This window comes from Enterobacter sp. PL_is511 (assembly GCF_055816065.1).
This window is the reverse complement of record NZ_JBVPGP010000024.1, coordinates 1,463,926-1,485,004: the sequence shown is the minus strand read 5'-3', so window position 1 is coordinate 1,485,004 and position 21,079 is coordinate 1,463,926. Positions and strand designations below refer to the sequence as shown.

General features: G+C 56.7%; 21 protein-coding genes. 7 read left to right on the top strand and 14 right to left on the bottom strand.

The genetic code is table 11. The features are described from left to right. Position 1 precedes the first annotated feature (1 nt). The 6 genes from urtD to AC0TN7_RS22640 form a co-directional block, all read right to left on the bottom strand. Positions 2-799: an urea ABC transporter ATP-binding protein UrtD gene (gene urtD / locus AC0TN7_RS22665; RefSeq protein WP_024908442.1), complete on the bottom strand. Its 798-nt coding sequence runs from the start codon at positions 797-799 to the stop codon at positions 2-4. Then, positions 799-1,872: an urea ABC transporter permease subunit UrtC gene (gene urtC, locus AC0TN7_RS22660; protein WP_064672494.1), complete on the bottom strand. Its 1,074-nt coding sequence runs from the start codon at positions 1,870-1,872 to the stop codon at positions 799-801. The genes urtD and urtC overlap by 1 nt, the downstream gene beginning before the upstream one ends. Continuing rightward, positions 1,872-3,446 carry an urea ABC transporter permease subunit UrtB gene (urtB, locus tag AC0TN7_RS22655; RefSeq protein ID WP_024908440.1) on the bottom strand — a complete coding sequence of 525 codons (1,575 nt, stop codon included), beginning with the start codon at positions 3,444-3,446 and terminating at the stop codon, positions 1,872-1,874. Before urtB ends, urtC begins: the two co-directional genes overlap by 1 nt. A 24-nt stretch (positions 3,447-3,470) precedes the next feature. Then, positions 3,471-4,742 carry an urea ABC transporter substrate-binding protein gene (urtA, locus tag AC0TN7_RS22650; protein ID WP_008502246.1) on the bottom strand — a complete coding sequence of 424 codons (1,272 nt, stop codon included), beginning with the start codon at positions 4,740-4,742 and terminating at the stop codon, positions 3,471-3,473. A 203-nt stretch (positions 4,743-4,945) separates the two neighbouring features. Further along, positions 4,946-6,049 (bottom strand): cobalamin-independent methionine synthase II family protein, encoded by a 1,104-nt coding sequence (locus AC0TN7_RS22645; protein WP_157189171.1) that lies wholly within the window; start codon positions 6,047-6,049, stop codon positions 4,946-4,948. Between the two features lie 156 nt (positions 6,050-6,205). After that, positions 6,206-6,619 carry a rhodanese-like domain-containing protein gene (locus tag AC0TN7_RS22640; protein ID WP_061715159.1) on the bottom strand — a complete coding sequence of 138 codons (414 nt, stop codon included), beginning with the start codon at positions 6,617-6,619 and terminating at the stop codon, positions 6,206-6,208. A gap of 73 nt (positions 6,620-6,692) precedes the next feature. Between AC0TN7_RS22640 and ftrA the strand changes: the two genes are divergently transcribed. Together ftrA and AC0TN7_RS22630 are read left to right on the top strand one after the other, a co-directional pair. After that, positions 6,693-7,700, top strand: a complete 1,008-nt coding sequence (ftrA, locus tag AC0TN7_RS22635; RefSeq protein ID WP_248272041.1) for a transcriptional regulator FtrA — start codon at positions 6,693-6,695, stop codon at positions 7,698-7,700. 33 nt (positions 7,701-7,733) lie between these two features. Continuing rightward, the gene (locus tag AC0TN7_RS22630) at positions 7,734-8,270 is read left to right on the top strand and encodes a dihydrofolate reductase family protein (protein ID WP_208762865.1); all 537 of its coding nucleotides are present in this window, start codon (positions 7,734-7,736) and stop codon (positions 8,268-8,270) included. A gap of 161 nt (positions 8,271-8,431) precedes the next feature. Here the strand turns inward: AC0TN7_RS22630 and AC0TN7_RS22625 are convergent, their stop codons facing one another. Beyond that, a complete protein-coding gene (locus tag AC0TN7_RS22625) occupies positions 8,432-8,794 on the bottom strand; it encodes a hypothetical protein (RefSeq protein ID WP_024908434.1) in 363 nt (120 codons plus the stop codon). Positions 8,795-9,038: 244 nt separating this feature from the next. Between AC0TN7_RS22625 and AC0TN7_RS22620 the strand changes: the two genes are divergently transcribed. After that, a complete protein-coding gene (locus AC0TN7_RS22620) occupies positions 9,039-9,269 on the top strand; it encodes a DUF2554 family protein (RefSeq protein WP_024908433.1) in 231 nt (76 codons plus the stop codon). Here the strand turns inward: AC0TN7_RS22620 and AC0TN7_RS22615 are convergent, their stop codons facing one another. Then, a complete protein-coding gene (locus tag AC0TN7_RS22615; protein WP_061715162.1) occupies positions 9,270-11,234 on the bottom strand; it encodes a peptidase U32 family protein in 1,965 nt (654 codons plus the stop codon). 80 nt (positions 11,235-11,314) lie between these two features. Next, positions 11,315-11,842 carry a helix-turn-helix domain-containing protein gene (locus tag AC0TN7_RS22610; RefSeq protein ID WP_048991135.1) on the bottom strand — a complete coding sequence of 176 codons (528 nt, stop codon included), beginning with the start codon at positions 11,840-11,842 and terminating at the stop codon, positions 11,315-11,317. 71 nt (positions 11,843-11,913) lie between these two features. On the opposite strand from AC0TN7_RS22610, the gene AC0TN7_RS22605 reads away from it, so the two are divergent. Continuing rightward, entirely contained in the window at positions 11,914-13,101 is a 1,188-nt protein-coding gene (locus AC0TN7_RS22605; protein WP_473702530.1) for a benzoate/H(+) symporter BenE family transporter, read from the top strand. Here AC0TN7_RS22605 and AC0TN7_RS22600 read toward each other — a convergent pair. After that, positions 13,081-13,953 carry a helix-turn-helix transcriptional regulator gene (locus AC0TN7_RS22600; RefSeq protein WP_024908429.1) on the bottom strand — a complete coding sequence of 291 codons (873 nt, stop codon included), beginning with the start codon at positions 13,951-13,953 and terminating at the stop codon, positions 13,081-13,083. The genes AC0TN7_RS22605 and AC0TN7_RS22600 overlap by 21 nt on opposite strands. A 173-nt stretch (positions 13,954-14,126) precedes the next feature. On the opposite strand from AC0TN7_RS22600, the gene AC0TN7_RS22595 reads away from it, so the two are divergent. Further along, the gene (locus AC0TN7_RS22595) at positions 14,127-15,023 is read left to right on the top strand and encodes a DMT family transporter (protein ID WP_032647160.1); all 897 of its coding nucleotides are present in this window, start codon (positions 14,127-14,129) and stop codon (positions 15,021-15,023) included. 34 nt (positions 15,024-15,057) lie between these two features. Here the strand turns inward: AC0TN7_RS22595 and AC0TN7_RS22590 are convergent, their stop codons facing one another. Both AC0TN7_RS22590 and AC0TN7_RS22585 read right to left on the bottom strand, forming a co-directional pair. After that, the gene (locus AC0TN7_RS22590) at positions 15,058-15,732 is read right to left on the bottom strand and encodes a DUF3313 domain-containing protein (RefSeq protein WP_024908427.1); all 675 of its coding nucleotides are present in this window, start codon (positions 15,730-15,732) and stop codon (positions 15,058-15,060) included. A gap of 135 nt (positions 15,733-15,867) precedes the next feature. Next, positions 15,868-17,463 carry an ABC transporter substrate-binding protein gene (locus AC0TN7_RS22585; RefSeq protein WP_370884114.1) on the bottom strand — a complete coding sequence of 532 codons (1,596 nt, stop codon included), beginning with the start codon at positions 17,461-17,463 and terminating at the stop codon, positions 15,868-15,870. A 111-nt stretch (positions 17,464-17,574) separates the two neighbouring features. Here AC0TN7_RS22585 and pepT point away from each other — a divergent pair, with 111 nt between their 5' ends. Continuing rightward, positions 17,575-18,804 (top strand): peptidase T, encoded by a 1,230-nt coding sequence (gene pepT, locus AC0TN7_RS22580; RefSeq protein ID WP_267216487.1) that lies wholly within the window; start codon positions 17,575-17,577, stop codon positions 18,802-18,804. Here pepT and tehB read toward each other — a convergent pair. Further along, positions 18,801-19,394, bottom strand: a complete 594-nt coding sequence (gene tehB / locus AC0TN7_RS22575) for a tellurite resistance methyltransferase TehB (RefSeq protein WP_024908424.1) — start codon at positions 19,392-19,394, stop codon at positions 18,801-18,803. The two genes, pepT and tehB, sit on opposite strands and share 4 nt — an antisense overlap. Positions 19,395-19,528: 134 nt before the next feature. On the opposite strand from tehB, the gene ydcK reads away from it, so the two are divergent. After that, positions 19,529-20,509 carry a YdcK family protein gene (gene ydcK / locus AC0TN7_RS22570; protein ID WP_473702480.1) on the top strand — a complete coding sequence of 327 codons (981 nt, stop codon included), beginning with the start codon at positions 19,529-19,531 and terminating at the stop codon, positions 20,507-20,509. On the opposite strand, the gene rimL is transcribed toward ydcK, so the two are convergent. Continuing rightward, the gene (gene rimL / locus AC0TN7_RS22565) at positions 20,504-21,043 is read right to left on the bottom strand and encodes a 50S ribosomal protein L7/L12-serine acetyltransferase (RefSeq protein WP_024908422.1); all 540 of its coding nucleotides are present in this window, start codon (positions 21,041-21,043) and stop codon (positions 20,504-20,506) included. The genes ydcK and rimL overlap by 6 nt on opposite strands. Between the last annotated feature and the right edge of the window lie 36 nt (positions 21,044-21,079).

Here is a 21,079-nt window from a genome sequence, read left to right as displayed (position 1 = left end):
CTTAACGTCCCAGATAGACCTCAATCACCTGCTCGTTGGCCTGAACTTCGCGAAGCGACCCTTCCGCCAGCACCCGCCCCTGATGCAGCACGGTCACATGGTCGGCGATGGTTTCAACAAAGCCCATATCGTGCTCCACCACCATCAGGGAGTGTTTGCCCGCCAGCGTTTTGAACAGCTCTGCGGTGTATTCCGTTTCCGCGTCGGTCATCCCGGCGGCGGGTTCATCCAGCAGCAGCAGATGCGGGTCTTGCACCAGCAGCATACCGATTTCCAGAAACTGCTTTTGTCCGTGGGAAAGCAGCCCGGCGCGGCGGTCGCGCTCGCTGCTAAGGCGCAGTAAAACCAGCATCTCGTCAATGCGGTCGCGCTGCGCACCGTTGAGTTTTGCCTGCAGGCTCGCCCAGACGGACTTATCGGTTTTCATGGCGATCTCCAGGTTTTCCCACACCGTCAGCGCTTCAAAAACGGTGGGTTTCTGGAATTTACGCCCGATCCCCTGGCGGGCAATGGCCGCAGGCTCCAGCGCGGTCAGATCGATGGACTGGTCGTAAATCGCCCTGCCGCTCTTTGGCCGCGTTTTACCGGTGATAACGTCCATCAGCGTGGTTTTACCGGCTCCGTTGGGGCCAATCACGCAGCGCAGCTCGCCCACGCCGATATTCAGCGAGAGATCGGTCAGGGCCTGAAAGCCATCAAAATTGACGTTAATGGCCTCAAGCTGCAGCACCGGGTCGGTCTGCTCGCGGTAACGATCGCCGGGCAACTGGCGGGTAAATAACCCTTCGGCTGGCTGCATTATTTATCTCCCTTTCGAAACAGACCATAGACGCCGCGCGGTAAAAACAGCGTGACGGCGATAAAAATCAACCCCAGAAACAGCTGCCAGTATTCCGGCATCGCGACGGTGAAGAAACTTTTCGCCCCGTTCACCAGCGCCGCGCCAATCACCGGTCCCACCAGCGTGCCACGCCCGCCCAGCGCCACCCAGATGGCCGCTTCTATTGAGTTCGTTGGTGACATTTCACCGGGGTTGATAATGCCCACCTGCGGCACGTACAGCGCCCCCGCCAGGCCGCACAGCACTGCAGAGAGCGTCCAGACCAGCAGCTTGAACCCGCGCGGATCGTAGCCGCAAAACGTCAGCCGATTTTCGGCATCGCGAACGGCGGTCAGGATGCGGCCAAACTTGCTCTTCGCCAGCGCAAACCCTGTGCCCAGGGCCAGGAGCAGCAACAGCACTGTGGCCAGAAACAGCGCGATACGGGTGGTCGTTTCCGTCACCGAAAACCCGAGCAGCGTGGTGAAGCCGGTAAAGCCGTTATTGCCGCCAAAGCCGGTTTCGTTGCGAAAGAACAGCAGCATCCCGGCATAGGTCAGCGCCTGGGTCATAATCGAGAAGTAGACCCCTTTGATCTTTGAGCGGAAGGCAAACCAGCCAAACACCAGCGCCAGCAGTCCCGGCACCATCACAATCAGCACCAGCGCCCAGGCAAAATGCTGGGTTCCCCACCAGAACCACGGCAGCTCGCTCCAGGAGAGAAACGACATAAACGCGGGCAGGCCGTCACCCGCGGCCTGGCGCATCAGGTACATGCCCATCGCGTAGCCGCCCAGCGCGAAGAAGATCCCGTGCCCAAGCGACAGCATCCCGGCATATCCCCACACCAGATCCAGCGCCACCGCAACGATGGCGTAGCAGAGGATCTTGCCAATCAGGGTCAGCATCCAGGTCGACAGCGCCAGCGGATGCGTCGCAGGCAGTAAGGCGAAAAACGGCAATATCAGCAGACACACCACCAGCAGGCTGCCTGCAAGTTGCGTTGTGCGTGGCGCTTTGCGCGCCAGCGTTAAGGTCAGCGGCTGGCTCATCAGTCAATCACCCTCCCTTTCAGCGCAAACAGCCCCTGGGGGCGTTTCTGAATAAACAGCACGATCGCCACCAGAATCACGATTTTGCCCAGCACCGCCCCCATCTGCGGTTCAAGGATTTTATTAAAGATCCCCAGACCAAACGCCGCGGCCACGCTGCCTGCCAGCTGGCCTACGCCTCCAAGCACCACCACAAGGAAGGAGTCGATGATATAGCCCTGTCCCAGCTCCGGCCCGACGTTACCCAGCTGCGATAGCGCCACGCCGCCTAACCCCGCAATCCCTGAGCCAAGCCCGAACGCCAGCATATCGACGCGCCCTGTTGGTACCCCGCAGCAGGCGGCCATGCTGCGGTTTTGCGTCACCGCCCGCACGTTGAGCCCCAGACGGGTTTTATTCAGAATGAGCCAGGTGAAGAACAGCACCAGCAGCACGAAGCCCAGCACCACAATGCGGTTCCACGGCAGCGTCAGGTTGGCAAAAACCTGCACCCCGCCGGAGAGCCATGCCGGGTTCGCCACCTCGAGGTTCTGGGCGCCAAAGGTCATGCGCACCAACTGGATAAGCATCAGGCTGATGCCCCACGTCGCCAGCAGCGTTTCCAGCGGACGACCGTACAAATGACGAATCACGGTGCGCTCCAGCACCATTCCAATGCCCGCCGTCAGGCAGAACGCGACCGGCAGCGCGATAACGGGATAGAGCGCCAGCCACTGGGGCGCAAGCCCGGCCATCGCCTGCTGCACCATCCACGTGGCATACGCGCCCAGCATCAGCATTTCGCCGTGCGCCATATTGATGACCCCCAGCAGGCCGTAGGTGATGGCAAGCCCCAGCGCCGCCAGCAGCAGCACCGACCCCAGAGAAAGCCCCATAAACGCCTGGCCCAGCAGATCGCCCCACATCAGCCGATGCTGGATCTGGCTAAGACTCTCCTGCGCGGCAGCGCGAACCCCGGCATCCGGCTCTGTCTGTGCCTGGGTAAACGGGGTAAGTCTGGACTCCACGTCCGGATCGTCAGACTGCCCTAATAATTCAACAGCCTTGCGGCGCACCTCGGCCAGCGGGCTGGCTAGCTGGAGATTTGCCACCGCCAGCAGCAGCGCCTGACGCGCCACCGCGTCCGTTTCTTCGTTTACCCGCTTTTCCAGAAAAGCGAGCATCCCGGGCTGGGCATCCCGCTGAAGCTGACGTGCCGCCGATCGCCTTTCGGTGACGCTGTCACTCACCAGCTGATGCGTCGCGATGGCCGTGGCGGCCAGTACGCGCAGCCGGTTGGTCAGACGAACGGCTTTAGTTGGCCCTTCGGCCGCCTTTGCGTCACCGAGCGAGATCATTTGACCATTGCGCTGCGCAAAGGCGTGCTTTTGGGTGTCGGTATACAAATTTTCCTTTTGCAGCGCCTGCAGCAGCGGCAGCCTAACCGCGTCCGGCGCGGCAGCCCACTGCGTCAACAAATCCGCCTGCTGGCTGCGGCTGGCGGCAACAAAACGATCGGCATCCGATGCCTGCACCATCCCTGGCAGCAGTCCGGAAAGCCATACAAGAGCAATGAACAGGCGCATGGCGTTCATGACGTTTCTCCCTGCGGTGATGGCTTAGTTGCTGGCGGTTTTCATCGGCTGGTCGGGCTTTTTGTCATTCCCGGCGATGAACGGGCTCCACGGCTGGGCGCGTACCGGCTGTTCCGTCTGCCACACCACGTTGAACTGACCGTTGCCTTCGATTTCACCGATCATGACCGGCTTATGCAGATGGTGGTTGGTGGCATCCATGGTGAGCGTAAAGCCTGACGGCGCCTTAAAGGACTGACCGGCCATCGCCGCACGCACTTTATCCACGTCGGTAGTGCCCGCTTTTTCCACCGCCTGCGCCCACATATGAATCCCCACGTAAGTCGCTTCCATCGGGTCGTTGGTCACCACGGTGTCGGCGTTCGGCAGCTTATGCGCTTTGGCATAGGCTTTGTAATCCGCCACGAAGGCCTGGTTTGTCGGATTATCCACGGATTCAAAGTAGTTCCATGCCGCCAGGTTCCCCACCAGCGGTTTGGTGTCGATCCCGCGCAGCTCTTCTTCACCCACGGAGAACGCCACCACCGGCACGTCCGTCGCCTTCAGTCCCTGGTTAGCCAGCTCTTTGTAGAACGGCACGTTGGAGTCGCCGTTGATGGTCGACACCACGGCGGTTTTGCCGCCCGCAGAGAATTTTTTGATATTGGCGACGATGGTCTGGTAGTCGCTATGACCAAACGGGGTGTAAACCTCTTCGATGTCCTTATCCTCCACCCCTTTCGAATGCAGGAACGCGCGCAGGATCTTGTTGGTGGTGCGCGGATAGACGTAATCGGTTCCCAGCAGGAAGAAGCGTTTCGCCGCGCCGCCGTCTTCGCTCATCAGGTATTCCACCGCCGGGATCGCCTGCTGGTTCGGCGCCGCGCCGGTATAGAAGACGTTTGGCGACATCTCTTCGCCTTCATACTGCACCGGATAGAACAGCAGGCCGTTCAGCTCCTCAAAGACCGGCAGTACGGATTTGCGCGAAACAGACGTCCAGCAGCCGAATACCACAGCCACTTTATCCTGACTCAACAGCTGGCGCGCTTTCTCGGCAAACAGCGGCCAGTTTGAGGCCGGGTCCACCACCACCGGCTCCAGTTTCTTACCCAGCACGCCGCCTTTGGCGTTGATTTCATCAATCGTCATCAGGGCGACATCCTTCAGCGGAGTCTCGGAGATGGCCATCGTGCCGGAAAGAGAATGCATGATCCCCACTTTGATGGTATCGGCCGCCTGCGCGCCAAAACTCATGCCCATCGCCACGACGGACGCGGATAACGCAAAGGCTTTTAATAAGGTACGACGCTGCATATTTTCACTCCTGAAAAAGAACGCTGTGCGAAAACGTCCGTTACGGCGTGGACGCGGAAATAAAAGTGTCAGCGAAGCAGGAGCAAAAAGGATGCCAGAATGGAGATAGCGCTATTTCTGGGAGGGGAACGCCGGATGTAAAGAGAACGTCTCAGAATGGCACAGCGCTGCACTTTTATAATGCAGCGCTGAGGAGGACGATTTTACCAGACTTCGCTGGCGATCTGCGTGACCAGACGGACTTTGTCCCACTGCTGGGTTTCGCTCAGGCTGTTACCCTCTTCGGTAGAGGCAAAGCCGCACTGCGGGCTGAGGCAGATCTGCTCTTTCGCCACGTATTTCGCCGCCTCTTCCAGACGAGCTTTAATTCCCTCCGGGTTTTCCAGCTCGCCGTTTTTCGTGGTAATCAGACCCAGCACCACCTGCTGCTTGCCCGGTCGAACAAAGCGTAATGGCGCGAAATCCCCGCTGCGGTCGTTATCATATTCAAGGAAGAACGCGTCAACGTTGACCGTCCCGAACAGCACTTCCGCCACCGGCTCATAGCCGCCTTCGGAGATCCAGGTGGAACGGAAGTTACCGCGACAGACGTGCAGCCCGATGGTCAGATCGTCCGGCTTGCCTTCCAGCGCCTTGTTCAGAACGCGGGCATAGATGCGCGCCAGCTCATCGGCATCATCGCCGCGCTCGCGGATCTGACGGCGCTGATCGTCCGAACAGAGATAGGCCCAGACGGTGTCATCCAGCTGCAGATAACGGCAGCCCGCGTCATAGAAAGCGCGAATGGCATCACGCCAGGTGGTGGCCAAATCGTCGAAATAGACGTTCAGGTCCGGATACACTGTCGCATCAATGTCTTTGCGACCGCCGCGGAAATGGAGCACGCTCGGGCTGGGAATGGTCATTTTCGGCTGGGCGTTCCCGCTGATGCTTTTCAGATAGCGAAAATCTTCGAGCATTGGATGGTCACCGAAACCCAGCTTGCCGGTGACGCGCACACCGTGGGCTTTGGTTTGCACCCCGTTAAACTGGATGCCCTGCTGTGAATCGTAACGTTCAACGCCCTGCAGTCCGTCGAAGAAGTCGAAGTGCCACCAGGCACGACGAAACTCGCCGTCGGTGACCACGTGTAGGCCGCACGCACACTGCTGCTCAACGACGTGGCGAATGGCCTCATCCTCTACCGCGCGAAGCTGTCCGGCATCGATTTCGCCGCTGGCGAACTTCAGGCGCGCCTGTTTGATGGCATCCGGGCGTAAAAAACTGCCGACTACATCGGCGCGGTACGGGGCGTGGTGTCGTTGCATGGAAATCTCCTCAGTCTGCCGACGGTAATTGCCAGCAGTGATAATTCATTATTTGAAGTTTTAGACTTCTGGATGTCTAAATGTCCAAAAACAATGTCATACCTCACCGGCGTCGGCAAACGAGAAAATTTCACGGGCATTGAAAAAAATTCATCTTCACAGCGCGGCGGCGGTTTCGCTGCTGGCAAAGGCGAACTTTTCATCTTCCCAGCCGGCGATCCCCCCGAGCATGATTTTGACCGGCAGCCCGAGGCGCGCCAGCTTGAGCGCGGCTCTGTCCGCGCCGTTACAGTGCGGCCCTGCGCAGTAGACAACGAACAGCGTGCCTTCAGGCCATTGAGCCATGCGCTCAGCGGTAATCTGGCTCCGCGGCAGATGCAATGCGCCAGGTACGTGACGACGGGCAAACTGCTCCGGGCTCCCCACCACATGCAGCAAAACAAAGTCCTGCTCATTATTGGCGATGGCATGATGCACATCGGCACAGTCGGTTTCGACGCTCAGGCGACGCAGAAAATGGGTAACAGCTTCCTGCGGCTCGGCAGCCGGAAATTCAGTAACATAGCTCATGATCCTTCCTCATCTTTGGCGTTTGTGTTAACACTACTCTATCCACAAATTCAGCCCGTGAATGCGCTCGCTTATGCCAGAAAACAGCAAAAAGATGACAAACTTAAGACAACTTGCCCGCCCGAAGGTGGTCGTGCTGGCGTATGACGGTCTGTGTACCTTTGAGTTTGGGGTGGCGGTGGAAATCTTCGGCCTGCCTCGCCCCGAGCTGGGCGACGAATGGTATCGTTTTGCCGTGGCGGGCGTGGACAGCGGTGAACTTCGGGCGACGGGCGGGATCCGCATCATTACCGATGGCGATATCTCCCTGCTTGAGTCTGCCGATCTGATTGTGGTTCCGGGCTGGCGGGGGCTGGACTCACCGGTTCCGGATGCGCTCTGCGGCGCATTGCGTCAGGCCAGTGTGCGCGGGTGTCAGCTACTCTCCATCTGTTCGGGTGTGTTTGTCCTGGCCGCTACGGGGCTGTTGAATGGACGTAAAGCCACGACGCACTGGCGCTACATTGATACGCTAAAAACCCGTTACCCTGACATCGACGTGGTTGAGGATGTGCTCTACCAGGATGAGGGCGATATACTGACCTCTGCGGGCAGCGCGGCGGGGATCGATCTCTGCCTGCACGTTGTGCGTCGGGATTATGGCATGGAAACCGCCAACAGCGTGGCGCGTCGGCTGGTCATTCCCCCTCACAGGGATGGATCTCAGCCGCAGCAGCTGAGCCGCCCGGTGGCGCAGCTGCGGGAGAGTCAACGTCTCGGCCAGCTGTTTGATTTTCTGCACACGCATCTTATCGACGCGCATAGCGTCGACTCGCTGGCGCGTCGGGTCGGAATGAGCCAGCGCACCTTTCTTCGCCGCTTCGAGGCGGCAACGGGAATGACGCCCGCACGCTGGTTGATCAATGAGCGCCTGCTGCGAGCGAAAGATTATCTGGAAAGCAGCCGGTTAAGCATCGACAGCATCGCGGAACAGACCGGATTTGGTCAGGCGTCGACATTACGTCATCATTTTCGCCAGCAGTTCGCGCTCTCCCCGGCTCAGTATCGCAAACAATTTTCACGTACTGGTACCGCCCGCTGAGGCGTTAGTTTTATGGTTAATACGGAGCACCTGATGGTCACCACACACGTTTTCATCGCGGTCAGTCTTGATGGCTACATCGCCCGACAGAATGACGATATCGAGTGGCTGCTGCAGCGCGATGACCCGACTGAGGATCATGGCTATGCGGCGTTCATCGCGGACAAAGAGTGGATCGTGATGGGCCGGGGGAGCTATGAGAAGGTGCTGACTTTTGACACATGGCCGTATGATCGGCCCGTGCTGGTGCTTTCCCGACAGCTGGCCGATACGCCCGTGCCCGACGCATTGAGGGGTAAAGTACAGTTTTCCGGCCGCACGCCAAAGGAGGTGCTCGACGATCTGGCGATGCAGAACGTCCATCGCGTCTATCTCGATGGTGGACAGGTGATCCAGTCGTTCCTGCGCGAAGGACTGGTAGCGGATATGGTGATCACGACCGTTCCTGTTCTGCTCGGATCGGGAAAGTCGCTGTTCGGCGCCCTGTCCGGAGATATCGATTTGACGCTGGTATCAAGCCGCAGCTTCCCTTCTGGCCTGGTGCAGTCACATTATCGACTGAAGCCATAAAACCACGGTAAACACTGAGCAAAAAAAACCGCCAAAAATGGCGGTAAATGCTTGCATGGATAGATTTGTATTTTGGTCTCTACGTCCCGACACTCCATGGCCGGGCTGCGGATCCCATACAACCTAACACCCGTTGTCTTAACGAAGGTTAAACAGTCTTATTAACCTGCATGGGTATTGATCTGCAAATAACGCATAAGCCCCTGTTCAGCGCTCTGTTTTGCGTCATCGTTAATGGCTTCAAGATAAAAGGAGCGTGCGACACCATAAGGTGCTTTTTCAGAGGGATACACCGCGAACTGGAATGTTTTTCCTCTTGCCTGATGAGTGCAATCTAATTCCCAACGCTGATCGTTCACTTTTTTGCTGGTGCAGGCAACGCCACCATAGTCGCTGGTTAAATAGGAACCCACGCGAATTTCTGCAGATTGAATATATTCTGGTTCGTCATTACCTGCATAACGAACCCCTGCAACGGCTACAACAGCCGCCGCCAGAAGCGCAAGCGCTACTATTTTTTTCATTTATAAATGACCTGTTCCTTAGCCCAAGATAACTATTATATAAGATTAATCCTTAATGCAAACATCCAATTGTGGTCCAGAAATGGAGCTTTACAAAGATTAGGATGACTTTTAGGAAATATCCTAACCACTATTCCGAACCCACATTATTTGACATTTTCTTTTCGCTAATTTTAATTTTTAAATAATAACACCAGGAAATAATCGACATGATTATCCGGCATTGTTTTTCAGCGGAGAATCCATGATTAAAAAAGGGTTATCTTTCATAATGCTTATTTGTGCGCTGTTTTCAGGCCAGCTTATGGCCGGGCACAAAGGACATGAATATTTATGGGTAAAGAACGTGGCGCATCAGCTTCGTCATGAAGCCGACAGCGATGAGTTGCGAAGCGCTGCGGAAGAGTCGGCGGAGGGTTTGCGCGAACACCACCTGTGGCAGAAGTCGCGCAAACCGGACACGCACGTCAGGTAATTAACTGCCCTTGCGTTTTGGCAGGGTTTTCATCAGGTCGTCCGGACTGACGGATGCCACAATACTGCCGGGCTGCGGCATTTTGAAGATGTGGTTTTTCATCTTGCCAATCACATGCATTTCGCAAGGACGGCAGTCGAACTTAAGGGTCAGAACTTCGTCACCGTTTACCAGCTGCATTGGGGTGGCCTTCCAGCTCTTAATGTTCCCTTTCGCCTGCTTAGGACACAGGTTAAACGCAAAGCGGAGGCAGTGCTTGGTGATCATCACCGGCACATCGCCCTTCTCTTCATGCGCTTCATAGGCCGCGTCGATCAGCTGCACGCCGTGGCGATGATAGAATTCACGTGCTTTATGGTTGTAAACGTTGGCGAGGAAGGACAAATGGGTGTCCGGGTATACTGGCGCAGGGACGGCTTCGGCTTTACGGCTACCGCGCGGATATTGTGCCAGGCGCGCGGCATCCAGCATCTCTGCCGTTTCGCGGCGGAACTGGTTCAGCAGGCTGTTCGGCACGAACAGCGCGTCCGGCAGATTCACGTCGATAGCTCGGGCGTAGTAAATCGTCTGGCCCAGCTTCGCCACGCCATCCTTCAGGCTGTTAAGCGCTTTTTCCGCGTTGTTTGCCACCTCGAAAAGACCATCGAGCGTATGCGTCACGCTGATACCGTCTTCACAGGTCATGGTCAGAATCAGCTGCTCTTCCCAGCCGCCCAGCTCAATATCCACGGCGATACGGCGTTCGCTGGAGGTTTTCAGCAGCGCCTGCTGCCAGTTATGATCGAGGTTACGGTTAAGCGCCGCGTTCGGTCGCGCCTTGTAGAGATCGGCCGGCATTTCATTCGGCCATACGCGGTAGCGGTTCTCGCCGGTTTTCTCGACCGTATTCGCACGGAAGCCCACGACTTCGCGCTTAATCATCACGTTAAGGCCATCGCCGTTCGCCAGCGGCTCCGTCACTGCAACATCAAGGTGATCTTTCGCCACTTTCAGCACTTCGCCGACCGGTAAACCGATAAACTTCGGTGAGTCAAACGCGCCGATATCCCCTTTACGGGCATTCACGAAATAGTCCGTGCTGCCGCGGTGGAACGTTTTGTCCGTCGACGGAATAAAGAAATGCTCGGTGCGGCCGGCCGACGCGCGCGCCAGGTCACCGCGATCCTCAATAATGGCGTCCAGCATCTGGCGATAGTGCGCGGTGATGTTCTTCACGTAGCTCATATCTTTATAGCGCCCTTCAATCTTGAAGGAACGCACGCCCGCGTCGATCAGCGCGCCCAGGTTGGCAGTCTGATCGTTATCCTTCATAGAGAGCAGGTGTTTTTCGAACGCCACGACGCGGCCCTGATCGTCTTTCAGGGTATACGGCAGACGGCAGGCCTGAGAGCAGTCGCCGCGGTTGGCGCTGCGGCCCGTCTGGGCGTGGGAAATATTGCACTGACCGGAATAGGCCACGCACAGCGCGCCGTGGATAAAGAACTCGATCGTCGCGTCTGTCGCCTGATGAATATCGCGGATCTGATTCAGATTCAGCTCGCGCGCGAGGACGATCTGTGAAAAGCCGACGTCGGAGAGAAATTTCGCCTTCTCGACCGTACGGATATCACACTGGGTACTGGCATGCAGTTCAATGGGCGGAATATCCAGCTCAAGCACGCCCATATCCTGAACAATCAGGGCGTCCACCCCGGACTGGTAGAGATCGGTAATCAGACGTTGCGCAGGCTCCAGCTCATCATCATGAAGAATGGTGTTCAGGGTCACGAACACTTTCGCCCCGAAACGGTGGGCGAACGGCACCAGTTCAGCAATATCGCTCAGGCTGTTGCTGGCGTTATGTCGGGCACCGAAGCCAGGGCCGCCAATGTAGACGGCGTCAGCGCCATGAAGGATCGCTTCACGGGCTATGGCGGCGTCGCGGGCCGGGCTTAAAAGTTCAAGATGATGGGATTGCAGGCGCATACTTCGTCGTTATCCGTTATGGTCAAAATGGCGGCTATTGTAGTCAGAAGTATGCGTCAGCGAAACAGTTTTGCGTAGCCTCAGCGGGGATAATGAATCAGGGAGTGAAAATGCACCGTCCGGTCGCTGCTGTTGCGGTAGGCGTGCGGTTTATCGCCGGCAAAACGGACGCCCGAATCGGCAGAAATCGTCTGCCACTTGCCGTCAAGCTTCATCTCCAGCTCGCCGCTGACCACCACCACATGTTCAATCACTCCGGCCTCATGCGGCGTGGATTCACTCAGCGCGCCGGGTGCCAGGGTAATGGAGAAATAATCAAATCTGAGCGTCTCGTCCCACGGAAAAAGCGGCTTGACGACCATCGCCTGCTGCTGGGGGTCAAATACCGCCTGCTGGTCCGCCTCCGGCGTGATGAAGGCGGAAAACGGAACGTTCAGTCCCGTGGCAATTTTCCACAGCGTCGACACCGTCGGGCTGGATTCATTGCGCTCGATTTGCCCGAGCATGGCCTTTGACACGCCGGTCTCGTCTGCGAGCTTCGACAAACTCCAGCCGCGCGCCTGGCGCAGCGTTTTCAATGTGGTTGCAAGATGTCGTGTGATGTCCATGTTCCCTCCTGGTGACGACCAGCATACCACTTGTACGCTATAGCGCACAGTGCTACCTTATCCCGGACGCTATAACGCACAACGGAGTTTTCATGCGCCCTTCCTCTCACCTTGTTCCAGTCGCACTGGCTGGATTTGTCGCCGTGCTGGTCGGTTACGCCAGCTCTGCCGCCATCATCTGGCAGGCTGCCGCTGCGGCAGGCGCCAGCGCACAGCAGATTGCGGGCTGGATGACCGCGCTGGGAATTGGGATGGGCGTCAGCACGCTGGCGCTTTCCTGGTGGTACAAGGCGCCGGTCCTGACCGCCTGGTCGACGCCCGGCGCGGCGCTGCTCGCCACCAGCCTGCACGGCGTCACGCTGGCGGAAACCATCGGCGTGTTCATCTTTGCGAACGCGCTTATTTTGCTCTGCGGCATTACCGGGCTCTTCGCCCGTCTGATGAAGCTGATCCCCCATTCGCTTGCTGCCGCCATGCTGGCGGGGGTATTGCTGCAGTTTGGCCTGCACGCGTTTGCGCATCTCGAAGGGCACTTTCTGCTGTGCGGCAGCATGATTGCGGCGTGGCTGATCGCAAAAGCGCTGGCTCCTCGCTATGCCATCGTCGTTACGCTGCTGGTCGGCGGTATTGTGGCCTGGGCGGGAGGTGACGTTGTCACCGATAAGATCACGCTTTCTCTGGTGATGCCTGAGTTTATTGCACCCGCCTTCACCTTCACAAGCCTGGTGAGTATTGGCGTGCCCTTCTTCCTGGTGACCATGGCCTCGCAAAATGCGCCTGGTTTCGCCACGATGAAGGCCTCCGGTTACCCGCTGGCGGTCTCACCGCTCATCATCGTCACGGGTGGACTGGCGCTGCTGTTTTCTCCGTTTGGCGTCTTTTCTATCTGCATTGCGGCCATTACTGCCGCTATTTGTCAAAGCCCGGATGCGCACCCGGATGCCGATAAACGCTGGCTGGCGGCCATCGCAGCCGGAGGGTTTTATCTGCTGGCGGGGATTTTCGGCGGCTCCATTACCGGGCTGATGGCCGCGCTGCCGCTTAGCTGGATCCAGACGCTCGCCGGTCTGGCGCTGCTGGGCACCATCAGCGGGAGTTTATATCAGGCATTAAGCCACGAAGCGGAGCGCGATGCGGCCATCGTTACATTCCTGATGACCGCGAGCGGCGTCACAATCCTGGGCATCGGTTCGGCATTCTGGGGGCTGGTCTTGGGCGGGGTGTGCTACGCCCTGTTTTCACGCGCTCGCCGCGCGTAGCTGCGAAGGCGTCATGCCCGTCGCGCTGCGAAAGCGGTTGCTGAAGTGGCTGGCGGAGTTAAACCCGCAGGCAAGTGCAATCTCCGTCAGCGGCGTCGAGGTGTGCTGGACGAGGGCTTTCGCTTTATCCATTCGCCTCTGCATCACGTACTGATGCGGCGCCAGCCCCGTCGACTGGCGGAACATGCGTGCAAAATGGTATTCGCTGAGGGCAGCCTGCGCCGCCAGTTCGGCCAGCGTCAGGGGCTGCCCGAGATTCTCTTCGATAAAGGCGAGGACGTTGCGCAGCACAAACGGCGACAACCCTCCCGTGACAACCGGCAGCTTCCACTGCACGTTTGAGTAGTTTTGCAGCAGATGGGTCAGCAGCAGCGTGGAGGCCGTGCTCAGGGTGAGCTGGTTGGCGTGCTGCTGCCAGTCGCAGCCCAGTAAAAACTGGCGATACAGCGTGGTAATCTTCGGATCGCTACCAAAAATGCGCTCGTCCAGGGTCAGCGATAGCGGGCGCTTGTCCCAGATTTTTTCCCCTACGTCGCGCAGGTGTTCATCGGTGCAGTAGAGATGCACAAACGACAGGTCATCACGGATATCCCACGTCGATTCGCTCTCTTTGGGCATCAAACAGAAACGGTCCGGACCCCCGCCGTTCTTCCAGCCGCCCGGCGTTTTTTGATAGCTTTCGTAGCCGTCAGCTACGTACAGGCTGAGGGTATGATGGTTGCTTTTTACCGTTATCGTATCGTGCTTGTTGTACCACGCTGCCAGCTGAATACCCGAATTCAGCGAGACGGTTTCCCGCAGGACCGCATTCTGTTGGCAAAGCGTTTCAAAGGTATCGTAAGCGTGAGACATAACCGTTAGCGCGTGATTGACCGGAATCTCAGTCTAAGAAGAGTTGTCTCTCGTTGCCAGTCCCCTCGGAAGAAAAAAGCGCAAGATTTTGCAAGTCACCCGCAAGCCGGTGAAAGCCCGTTACGCATCTCAGCGCCATACTGCGTGCTTTCGGGGTTTGAGAAGAGAAAAATATGAACGCATTACTCTATGGACTGGTGGTGGTCATCTGGGGAACCACCTGGATTGCCATTTTCCTGCAGCAGGGTCCCGTGGCGGCACCCGTCTCTATTTTCTGGCGTTTCGCCGTCGCCAGCCTCACGATGATGATGGTGTTAATCGCCCTGCGCCGCCTGCGCACGCTGGCGCTGCGGGATCACCTATATTGCATACTCCAGGGATGCTGCGTTTTCTGCTTTAACTTCTGGTGTTTTTACACCGCAGCCTCGCATATCAACACCGGGCTGGAATCGGTGATCTTCTCTATGGCCGTGCTCTATAACGCCATTAACAGTTTTATTTTCTTCGGGCAGCGCCCGCCCGCGCGTTTCTGGACGGCGGCGGCACTGGGGCTGGTTGGGATCATCACCCTCTTCTGGGACGATCTGCTGGCCAGCGGCTGGAGCGCGTCACTCCTGACCGGGATTGGGCTTTCCGCACTCGGTACCTACGGCTTCTCGCTGGGCAATATGATCAGCATGCGTCATCAGCGCAGAGGCCTTGAAACCATGACCACCAACGCCTGGGCGATGCTCTACGGTACGCTGGTGATGGGCTGCATTGCCCTGTTCAGAGGCGATAGCTTTGTGCCGGAATGGACGGTGAGCTATCTCGGCGCGCTGGTGTATCTGGCTCTGTTTGGCTCGGTGATTGCTTTTGGTGCCTACTTCACGCTGGTGGGACGCATTGGACCGGGCAAAGCGGCCTATAGCACGCTGCTCTTCCCGCTGGTGGCGCTCTCCATCTCCACGGTGTATGAAGGCTACGTCTGGCATATCAACGGTATCGTGGGGTTAGTGCTGATTCTGGGAGGAAATATGGTGATGTTTACCAAACCGGAAACCTGGTTCAGACGCTTACGGATGGCGTAAATAAAAAGGCCTGCATTACGCAGGCCGTTTTATTTTATTTTGCAGTCTTTTTCACATCAAACATGGTGGCATCCGTCGCCATGTCATCAACAACCTGCTTCAGCGTTGCAAAGGTCATTGGTGTGCTTTCGTTATTCAGCTCTTTACCTTCGCCTTTACGAACCACTTTAATGACCGGCTTGCCGGTTTTCGCATCAATTAACTCACCTTCAAAGTACAGGTGGGTATCCATTGTACGGTGACCCGTCGCCATTTGCGTACCCGCTACAACCAGCGCAACAGGCACCACTTCATAGAATTGCAGACCTTCTTTCTTCGAGCTTACCCCGGTAATCGCACCGCGGAAAATCAGGCTGCGCGGCCCTGGCGTCGTGACGATAGGTTTACGCTGGCCAATCGCGGTTTTCATTTTGTTATTGGTATAACTCAGCAACTCATCCAGCGTTTTTTGACCAATCTGCGTAGTTGGTTTTGGAACGGGATAATACGTAATCGGATTCCAGACGATACTGTCATAATTGGCTTCGTTATATGACGGGTCAACCCAACGCAATGTTGGTTTGCCCGTTGCTGACGTGGTTTCCTTCAAGCCAGAATAGTTTTTTAAATAGCCTGAGTATTGTTCCGGGGCGGCGACTTTTGAAGAACAGCCCGCTAACGCCAACAGACCAGTAAGCACTGCAACTTTAAAAAAAGTTTGAGTACGCATGATAGTTTTCCATGTTATCTGCAAGTATGCATTTGAAGTTATAGCAAAAGACTGGCGGGTTTGTTGTGACAAAAAATGATGCGGTGAGCACAAATTGCAAAAAGACTGCCCGGAGGCGCGCCGGGCAGTGAAAAATTACTGATTTATATCCAGTTGCCAGAACAGATGTTTGCCAAACGGGTCGATTTCATAGCCCGTCACCTCCTTGCGCACCGGTTCGAAAATGGTTGAATGCGCAATCATCACCGCGGGCATCTGGTCATGCATAATCTGCTGAGCCTCTTTATACAGCGCCACGCGTTTATCGCGATCGGTCGTTGATTTTGCTTCCGCAATAATTTTATCAAAGGGTTTATAGCACCATTTCGCCGAATTTGAGCCGCCGTTTGCCGAGGTACAGGTAAACAGCGGACCAAAGAAGTTATCGGGATCGCCCGTTGCGGTCGTCCAGCCCATCAGCGCGGCCTGATGTTCTCCGCCCTTCACGCGCTTAAGGTATTCACCCCATTCGTAGGTGACGATTTTGGTCTGTACGCCAATTTTCGCCCAGTCCGCCTGAATCATCTCCGCCATGCGTTTCGCATTCGGATTGTACGGACGCTGCACCGGCATCGCCCACAGGTCGACGCTCACGCCACTGGCAAAACCGGCCTCTTTCAGCAGCGCTTTCGCCTTTTCAGGATCGTAGTCGTAATCCTTAAGCTCGCTGTCGGCGCTCCAGACGCCCGGCGGCAGCAGATTCTTCGCCACGGTTCCGGTACCGTGGAATACCGCATCAATAATCGCCGGTTTGTTGATGGCCATCGCCAGCGCCTGACGGACCTTCACGTTATCCAGCGGCGGCTTCTGCGTGTTGAACGCCAGGAAGCCGGTATTCAGCCCCGCCTTACTCATCAGATTAATGTCTTTGTTGGCCTTCATGCGCGGCAGATCGGCCGGATTCGGGAACGGCATCACCTGACATTCGTTCTTCTCAATTTTGGCAAAACGCACGGAGGCATCCGGGGTGATGCTGAACACCAGCCTGTCCAGCTTCGATTTCCCCTGCCAGTAGTCGGCAAACGCCGTGTACAGGATCCGGGAATCCTTCTGATACTGCGCCAGCTTAAACGGCCCGGTGCCGATGGGCTCCATATCCACCTTCTCCGGCGTGCCCGCTTTCAGCATCGCGTCGGCATACTCCGCTGAAAGGATTGAGGCAAAATACCAGGCCAGATCGGCGACAAACGGCGCTTCCGGGTGCGCCAGGGTAAAACGCACGGTATGGTCATCGACTTTATCAATGCTGGTTATCAGGCTGCCAAACTCCAGGCTTTCGAAGTTGGAGTAGCTGCCGTTAGAGACGTTGTGGTAGGGATGGTTCACGTCTTTCTGCCGCATAAACGAGAAAATCACGTCGTCGGCGTTAAAGTCGCGGGTCGGCGTAAAGGATTTATTGCTCTGGAACTTCACGCCTTTACGCAGATGGAAGGTATAAACCTTGCCGTCGTCGCTCACCTCCCAGCGCTCTGCCAGGCTCGGCACCAGCTCCGTGGTACCGGGTTTGAAATCGACCAGCCGGTTATAGACCGGCACGGCGCTGGCGTCCACGCTGGTTCCCGAGGTGTATAATTGAGGATTAAAGTTTTCCGGCGATCCTTCGGAGCAATACACCAGCGTTTTCGCGGCAACGGCGGAACTGACCGTGAGTGCAGCGAGTGCCAGCGCTATAGTTGTGAGTTTGCTTTTCATCATTTATTCCTGTCTTTTTAATTCGACGGCTAATTAATTCTTTTGCCATTTCATAAATAACATTAAAGTGATGTGGCAAACACCTGAAAAATAAATAAGGAATAAATCACTATGGGCTCGCCGCTTTCCAGACAATTAACGCACCGTTTTTTCCGCTATCTCGCGATCACCAGCCAGAGCGATCCCAGAGTCAAAACCCTGCCCTCAACGCCGGGCCAGCACGACATGGCGCGGGAGCTGGCGCAGGAGCTGGCACAAATGGGGTTAGACGATATTGTGATTGATGAATTCGCCACGGTGACGGCGGTTAAAAAAGGCAACGTGCCCGGTGCGCCGCGCATCGGCTTTATTACCCATATCGATACCGTCGACGTGGGACTGTCACCGGATATTCATCCACAAATATTAACCTTTACCGGTGAAGATCTCTGTCTGAATAAAGAGAAAGACATCTGGCTGCGGGTTAAAGAGCATCCTGAAATTCTGGCTTATCCAAATGAGGAGATTATTTTCAGCGACGGAACCAGCGTATTGGGCGCGGATAATAAATCGGCGGTCACGGTGGTCATGACGGTGCTGGAAAACCTGACGGCGGAGCATCGGCATGGCGATATCGTCGTGGCGTTTGTGCCTGACGAAGAGATCGGCCTGAACGGTGCCAAGGCGCTGGATCTTACGCGCTTTGACGTCGACTTTGCCTGGACCATCGACTGCTGCGAGCTGGGGGAAATTGTCTACGAGAACTTTAATGCGGCAGCCGCGGAAATCCGTTTTACCGGCGTGACGGCGCACCCGATGTCCGCCAAAGGCGTGCTGGTGAATCCCCTGCTGATGGCGACTGATTACATTAGCCATTTTGACCGCCAGCAAACGCCGGAGTGCACCGAGGGGCGTGAAGGCTATATCTGGTTTAACGGCATTCAGGCCGGACAGAACGAGGCCGTTCTTAAGGCCAATATCCGCGACTTTGACAAGGACAGCTTTGCCGCGCGCAAGCAGCAGATTGCCGACGTGGCCGCGCTGATTGCCGCCCAACATCCAACGGCCAGAGTGGACTATCGCATTGAAGATACCTACAGCAATATCAGCAATGCGATTGGCGAAGACCGGCGCGCCATCGATCTGATGTTCGAGGCAATGGAATCGCTCGGCATTACGCCAAAACCAACGCCGATGCGCGGCGGCACCGACGGCGCGGCGCTCTCGGCTAAAGGGCTACTCACCCCGAACTTCTTCACCGGGGCGCATAACTTCCACTCGAAGTTTGAATTCCTGCCGCTGTCGTCGTTCGAGGCGTCTTACAAGACTGCGCTGCAGATCTGCCTGCTGGCCGCCCGTTAAGCGGGCTTGCGCGCCAGCATTGTGGCAAAGCGCAGCTTGATGCGGTTGCCGTTTTCATCGGTACGGTGCAGTTCGCCAACGTCTTCGTTGTATTTGAGCAACTCCCAGCCTTCGTAGTAGTTGCTCAGCTCACCGCTTTTAAACGCAAACGGGAAGCCGACGGTGCACGGGTAATCCGCCGTATCCATGGCGGCAACGATCAGGTTGTAACCCCCCGGCGTCGTGCAGCGCTGCATGTTGGCAATAAGGCCCGGGATGGTTTTTGCCTCCAGGAACATCAGCACCACGGTGGAGAGAATAAAATCGTACTCGCCGTCAAAGCTCAGGTTGTTCAGATCCTTAATCGCGGTATGCAGATTAGCGATCCCTTCTTCCGCCTTGATGCGCTCGATAGTATCGATGCTCATCGGGTTTTTGTCCCATGCGGTCACGTCGTACCCGTTGGCCGCAAGGTACAGGCTGTTACGGCCGTTGCCGCAGCCCAGATCGAGCGTTTTACCGGGCTTCACAATCTCCGCGCTGTACAGCACCTCTGAATGGGTACGGGTTAAGCCATATTTCTCTGTGAAGTAATTCTCATCGACGGTCATTGTTTTTCCTGCGTTCGCATAAAGTTAAAGTGCATTTTACATGCCATTTTAAGGCGTTTACCGTCTGGTTGCCAGCCGTTCTAAAACCGAAAAATTTGCTACGTTTAGTGAAGACGCATACCAGAGATCAAACGATGAAAAAATACCGGCTCAGCGATGAAACCCGCCTCTGGCAATGGAAAAACGGCGAAACCACCCACTCTGTGACGTTGCGGCAGATCGTCGCGACGGCGGACTTTAACGACGTGACGGCCGGCACGAAAGGCGGCTGGATTGACGATGAGCACGCCCTCGCGCAGGACGGCGACTGCTGGATCTACGACGAAAACAGCGTGGTGTTCGCGGGTGCAACCGTGTCCGGCAACGCGCGCCTTACCCTTCCATGCATCATCAGCCATGACGCGCATATCGGCGACAGCTGCTGGCTGGACGGCGCGGAGGTCAGCCACGGGGCGCGCATAAGTGACAACGTCACCATTCAGCAGTCCTGCGTACGGGGCGAGTGTCATATCTACGGCGAAGCGCGCGTGCTGCATCACAGCGTGGTGATTGCTGCCAAAGGGCTGACGCCGGACCATGAACAGATCCTGCAAATCTACGACAAGGCGACGGTGAGCCAGTCGCGGATTGTGCACCAGGCGCAAATCTACGGCGAGGCGATGGTCAATTTTGCCTTTGTTGAACACCGGGCCGAGGTCTTTGACAACGCGATCCTCGAGGGTAACGATCTGAACAACGTCTGGGTGTGCGACTGCGCAAAAGTCTATGGTAACGCCCGCGTGATAGCCGGGTTTGACGACGATGCTATCCCCACGGTGCGCTACAGCTCGCAGATTGCGGAGAATGCCGTGGTCGAAGGCAACTGCGTCATCAAGCATCACGTCCTGATTGGCGGTCAGGCCTGGCTGCGCGGCGGGCCGATCATGCTGGATGATAAAGTGGTGATCCAGGGGCGCGCGCGCATCAGCGGAGATGTGCTTATCGAACACCGGGTTGAAATCACCGATAACGCGGTCATTGAAGCGTTTGCCGGCGAGAGCATTCACCTGCGCGGCGAAAAAGTGATTAACGGCGAACAGCGCATCACCCGCACGCCGCTGCTGGGGGCGTTATAGGGTACAGATCCTGCCGTAGATATTCACATCGTCAAAGCGGCCATTCAGGTATTCCGCTTCCCGCAGGCACCCTTCCAGCGTAAAACCGTTGCGCACGGCAACGCTGTTGCTGTGCTGATTCGCCACCCGACACTTGATCACAAAACGGCGGATCTCACCGCGTTCGACGTAGTAGCGCATAAATGCCTGCAGAGACCGGGAGAGAATGCCCTGCCCCTGGTGGGCTTCATCCAGCCAGTAGCCGATGTAGCCAGTTTTGTTGGTCGGTTCAATCGTGTTGAACGACAGCACGCCAACCAGCGCGCCATCCTTGAAGATCATAAACATTTTGGCGTAGCCGCGCTGGTGCAGCATCTGATTACTCTGCACGTTACGGCGGGTATCCTCTTCGCTGCCCACGTGCTGCGCCCAGTCAAAGGCGGTTTGCAGAAAGGTTTTGTTTTTGACGACGAGATTGTGCAGGTCGGTGGCGTAATGTTCTTCGACGGAACGCAGTTCGATGTGTTGTGAAACGGGAATGATTTCTGAAGACATGGTGCCTCTCAATTGCCGGGTGGCGCTAGCGCTTAC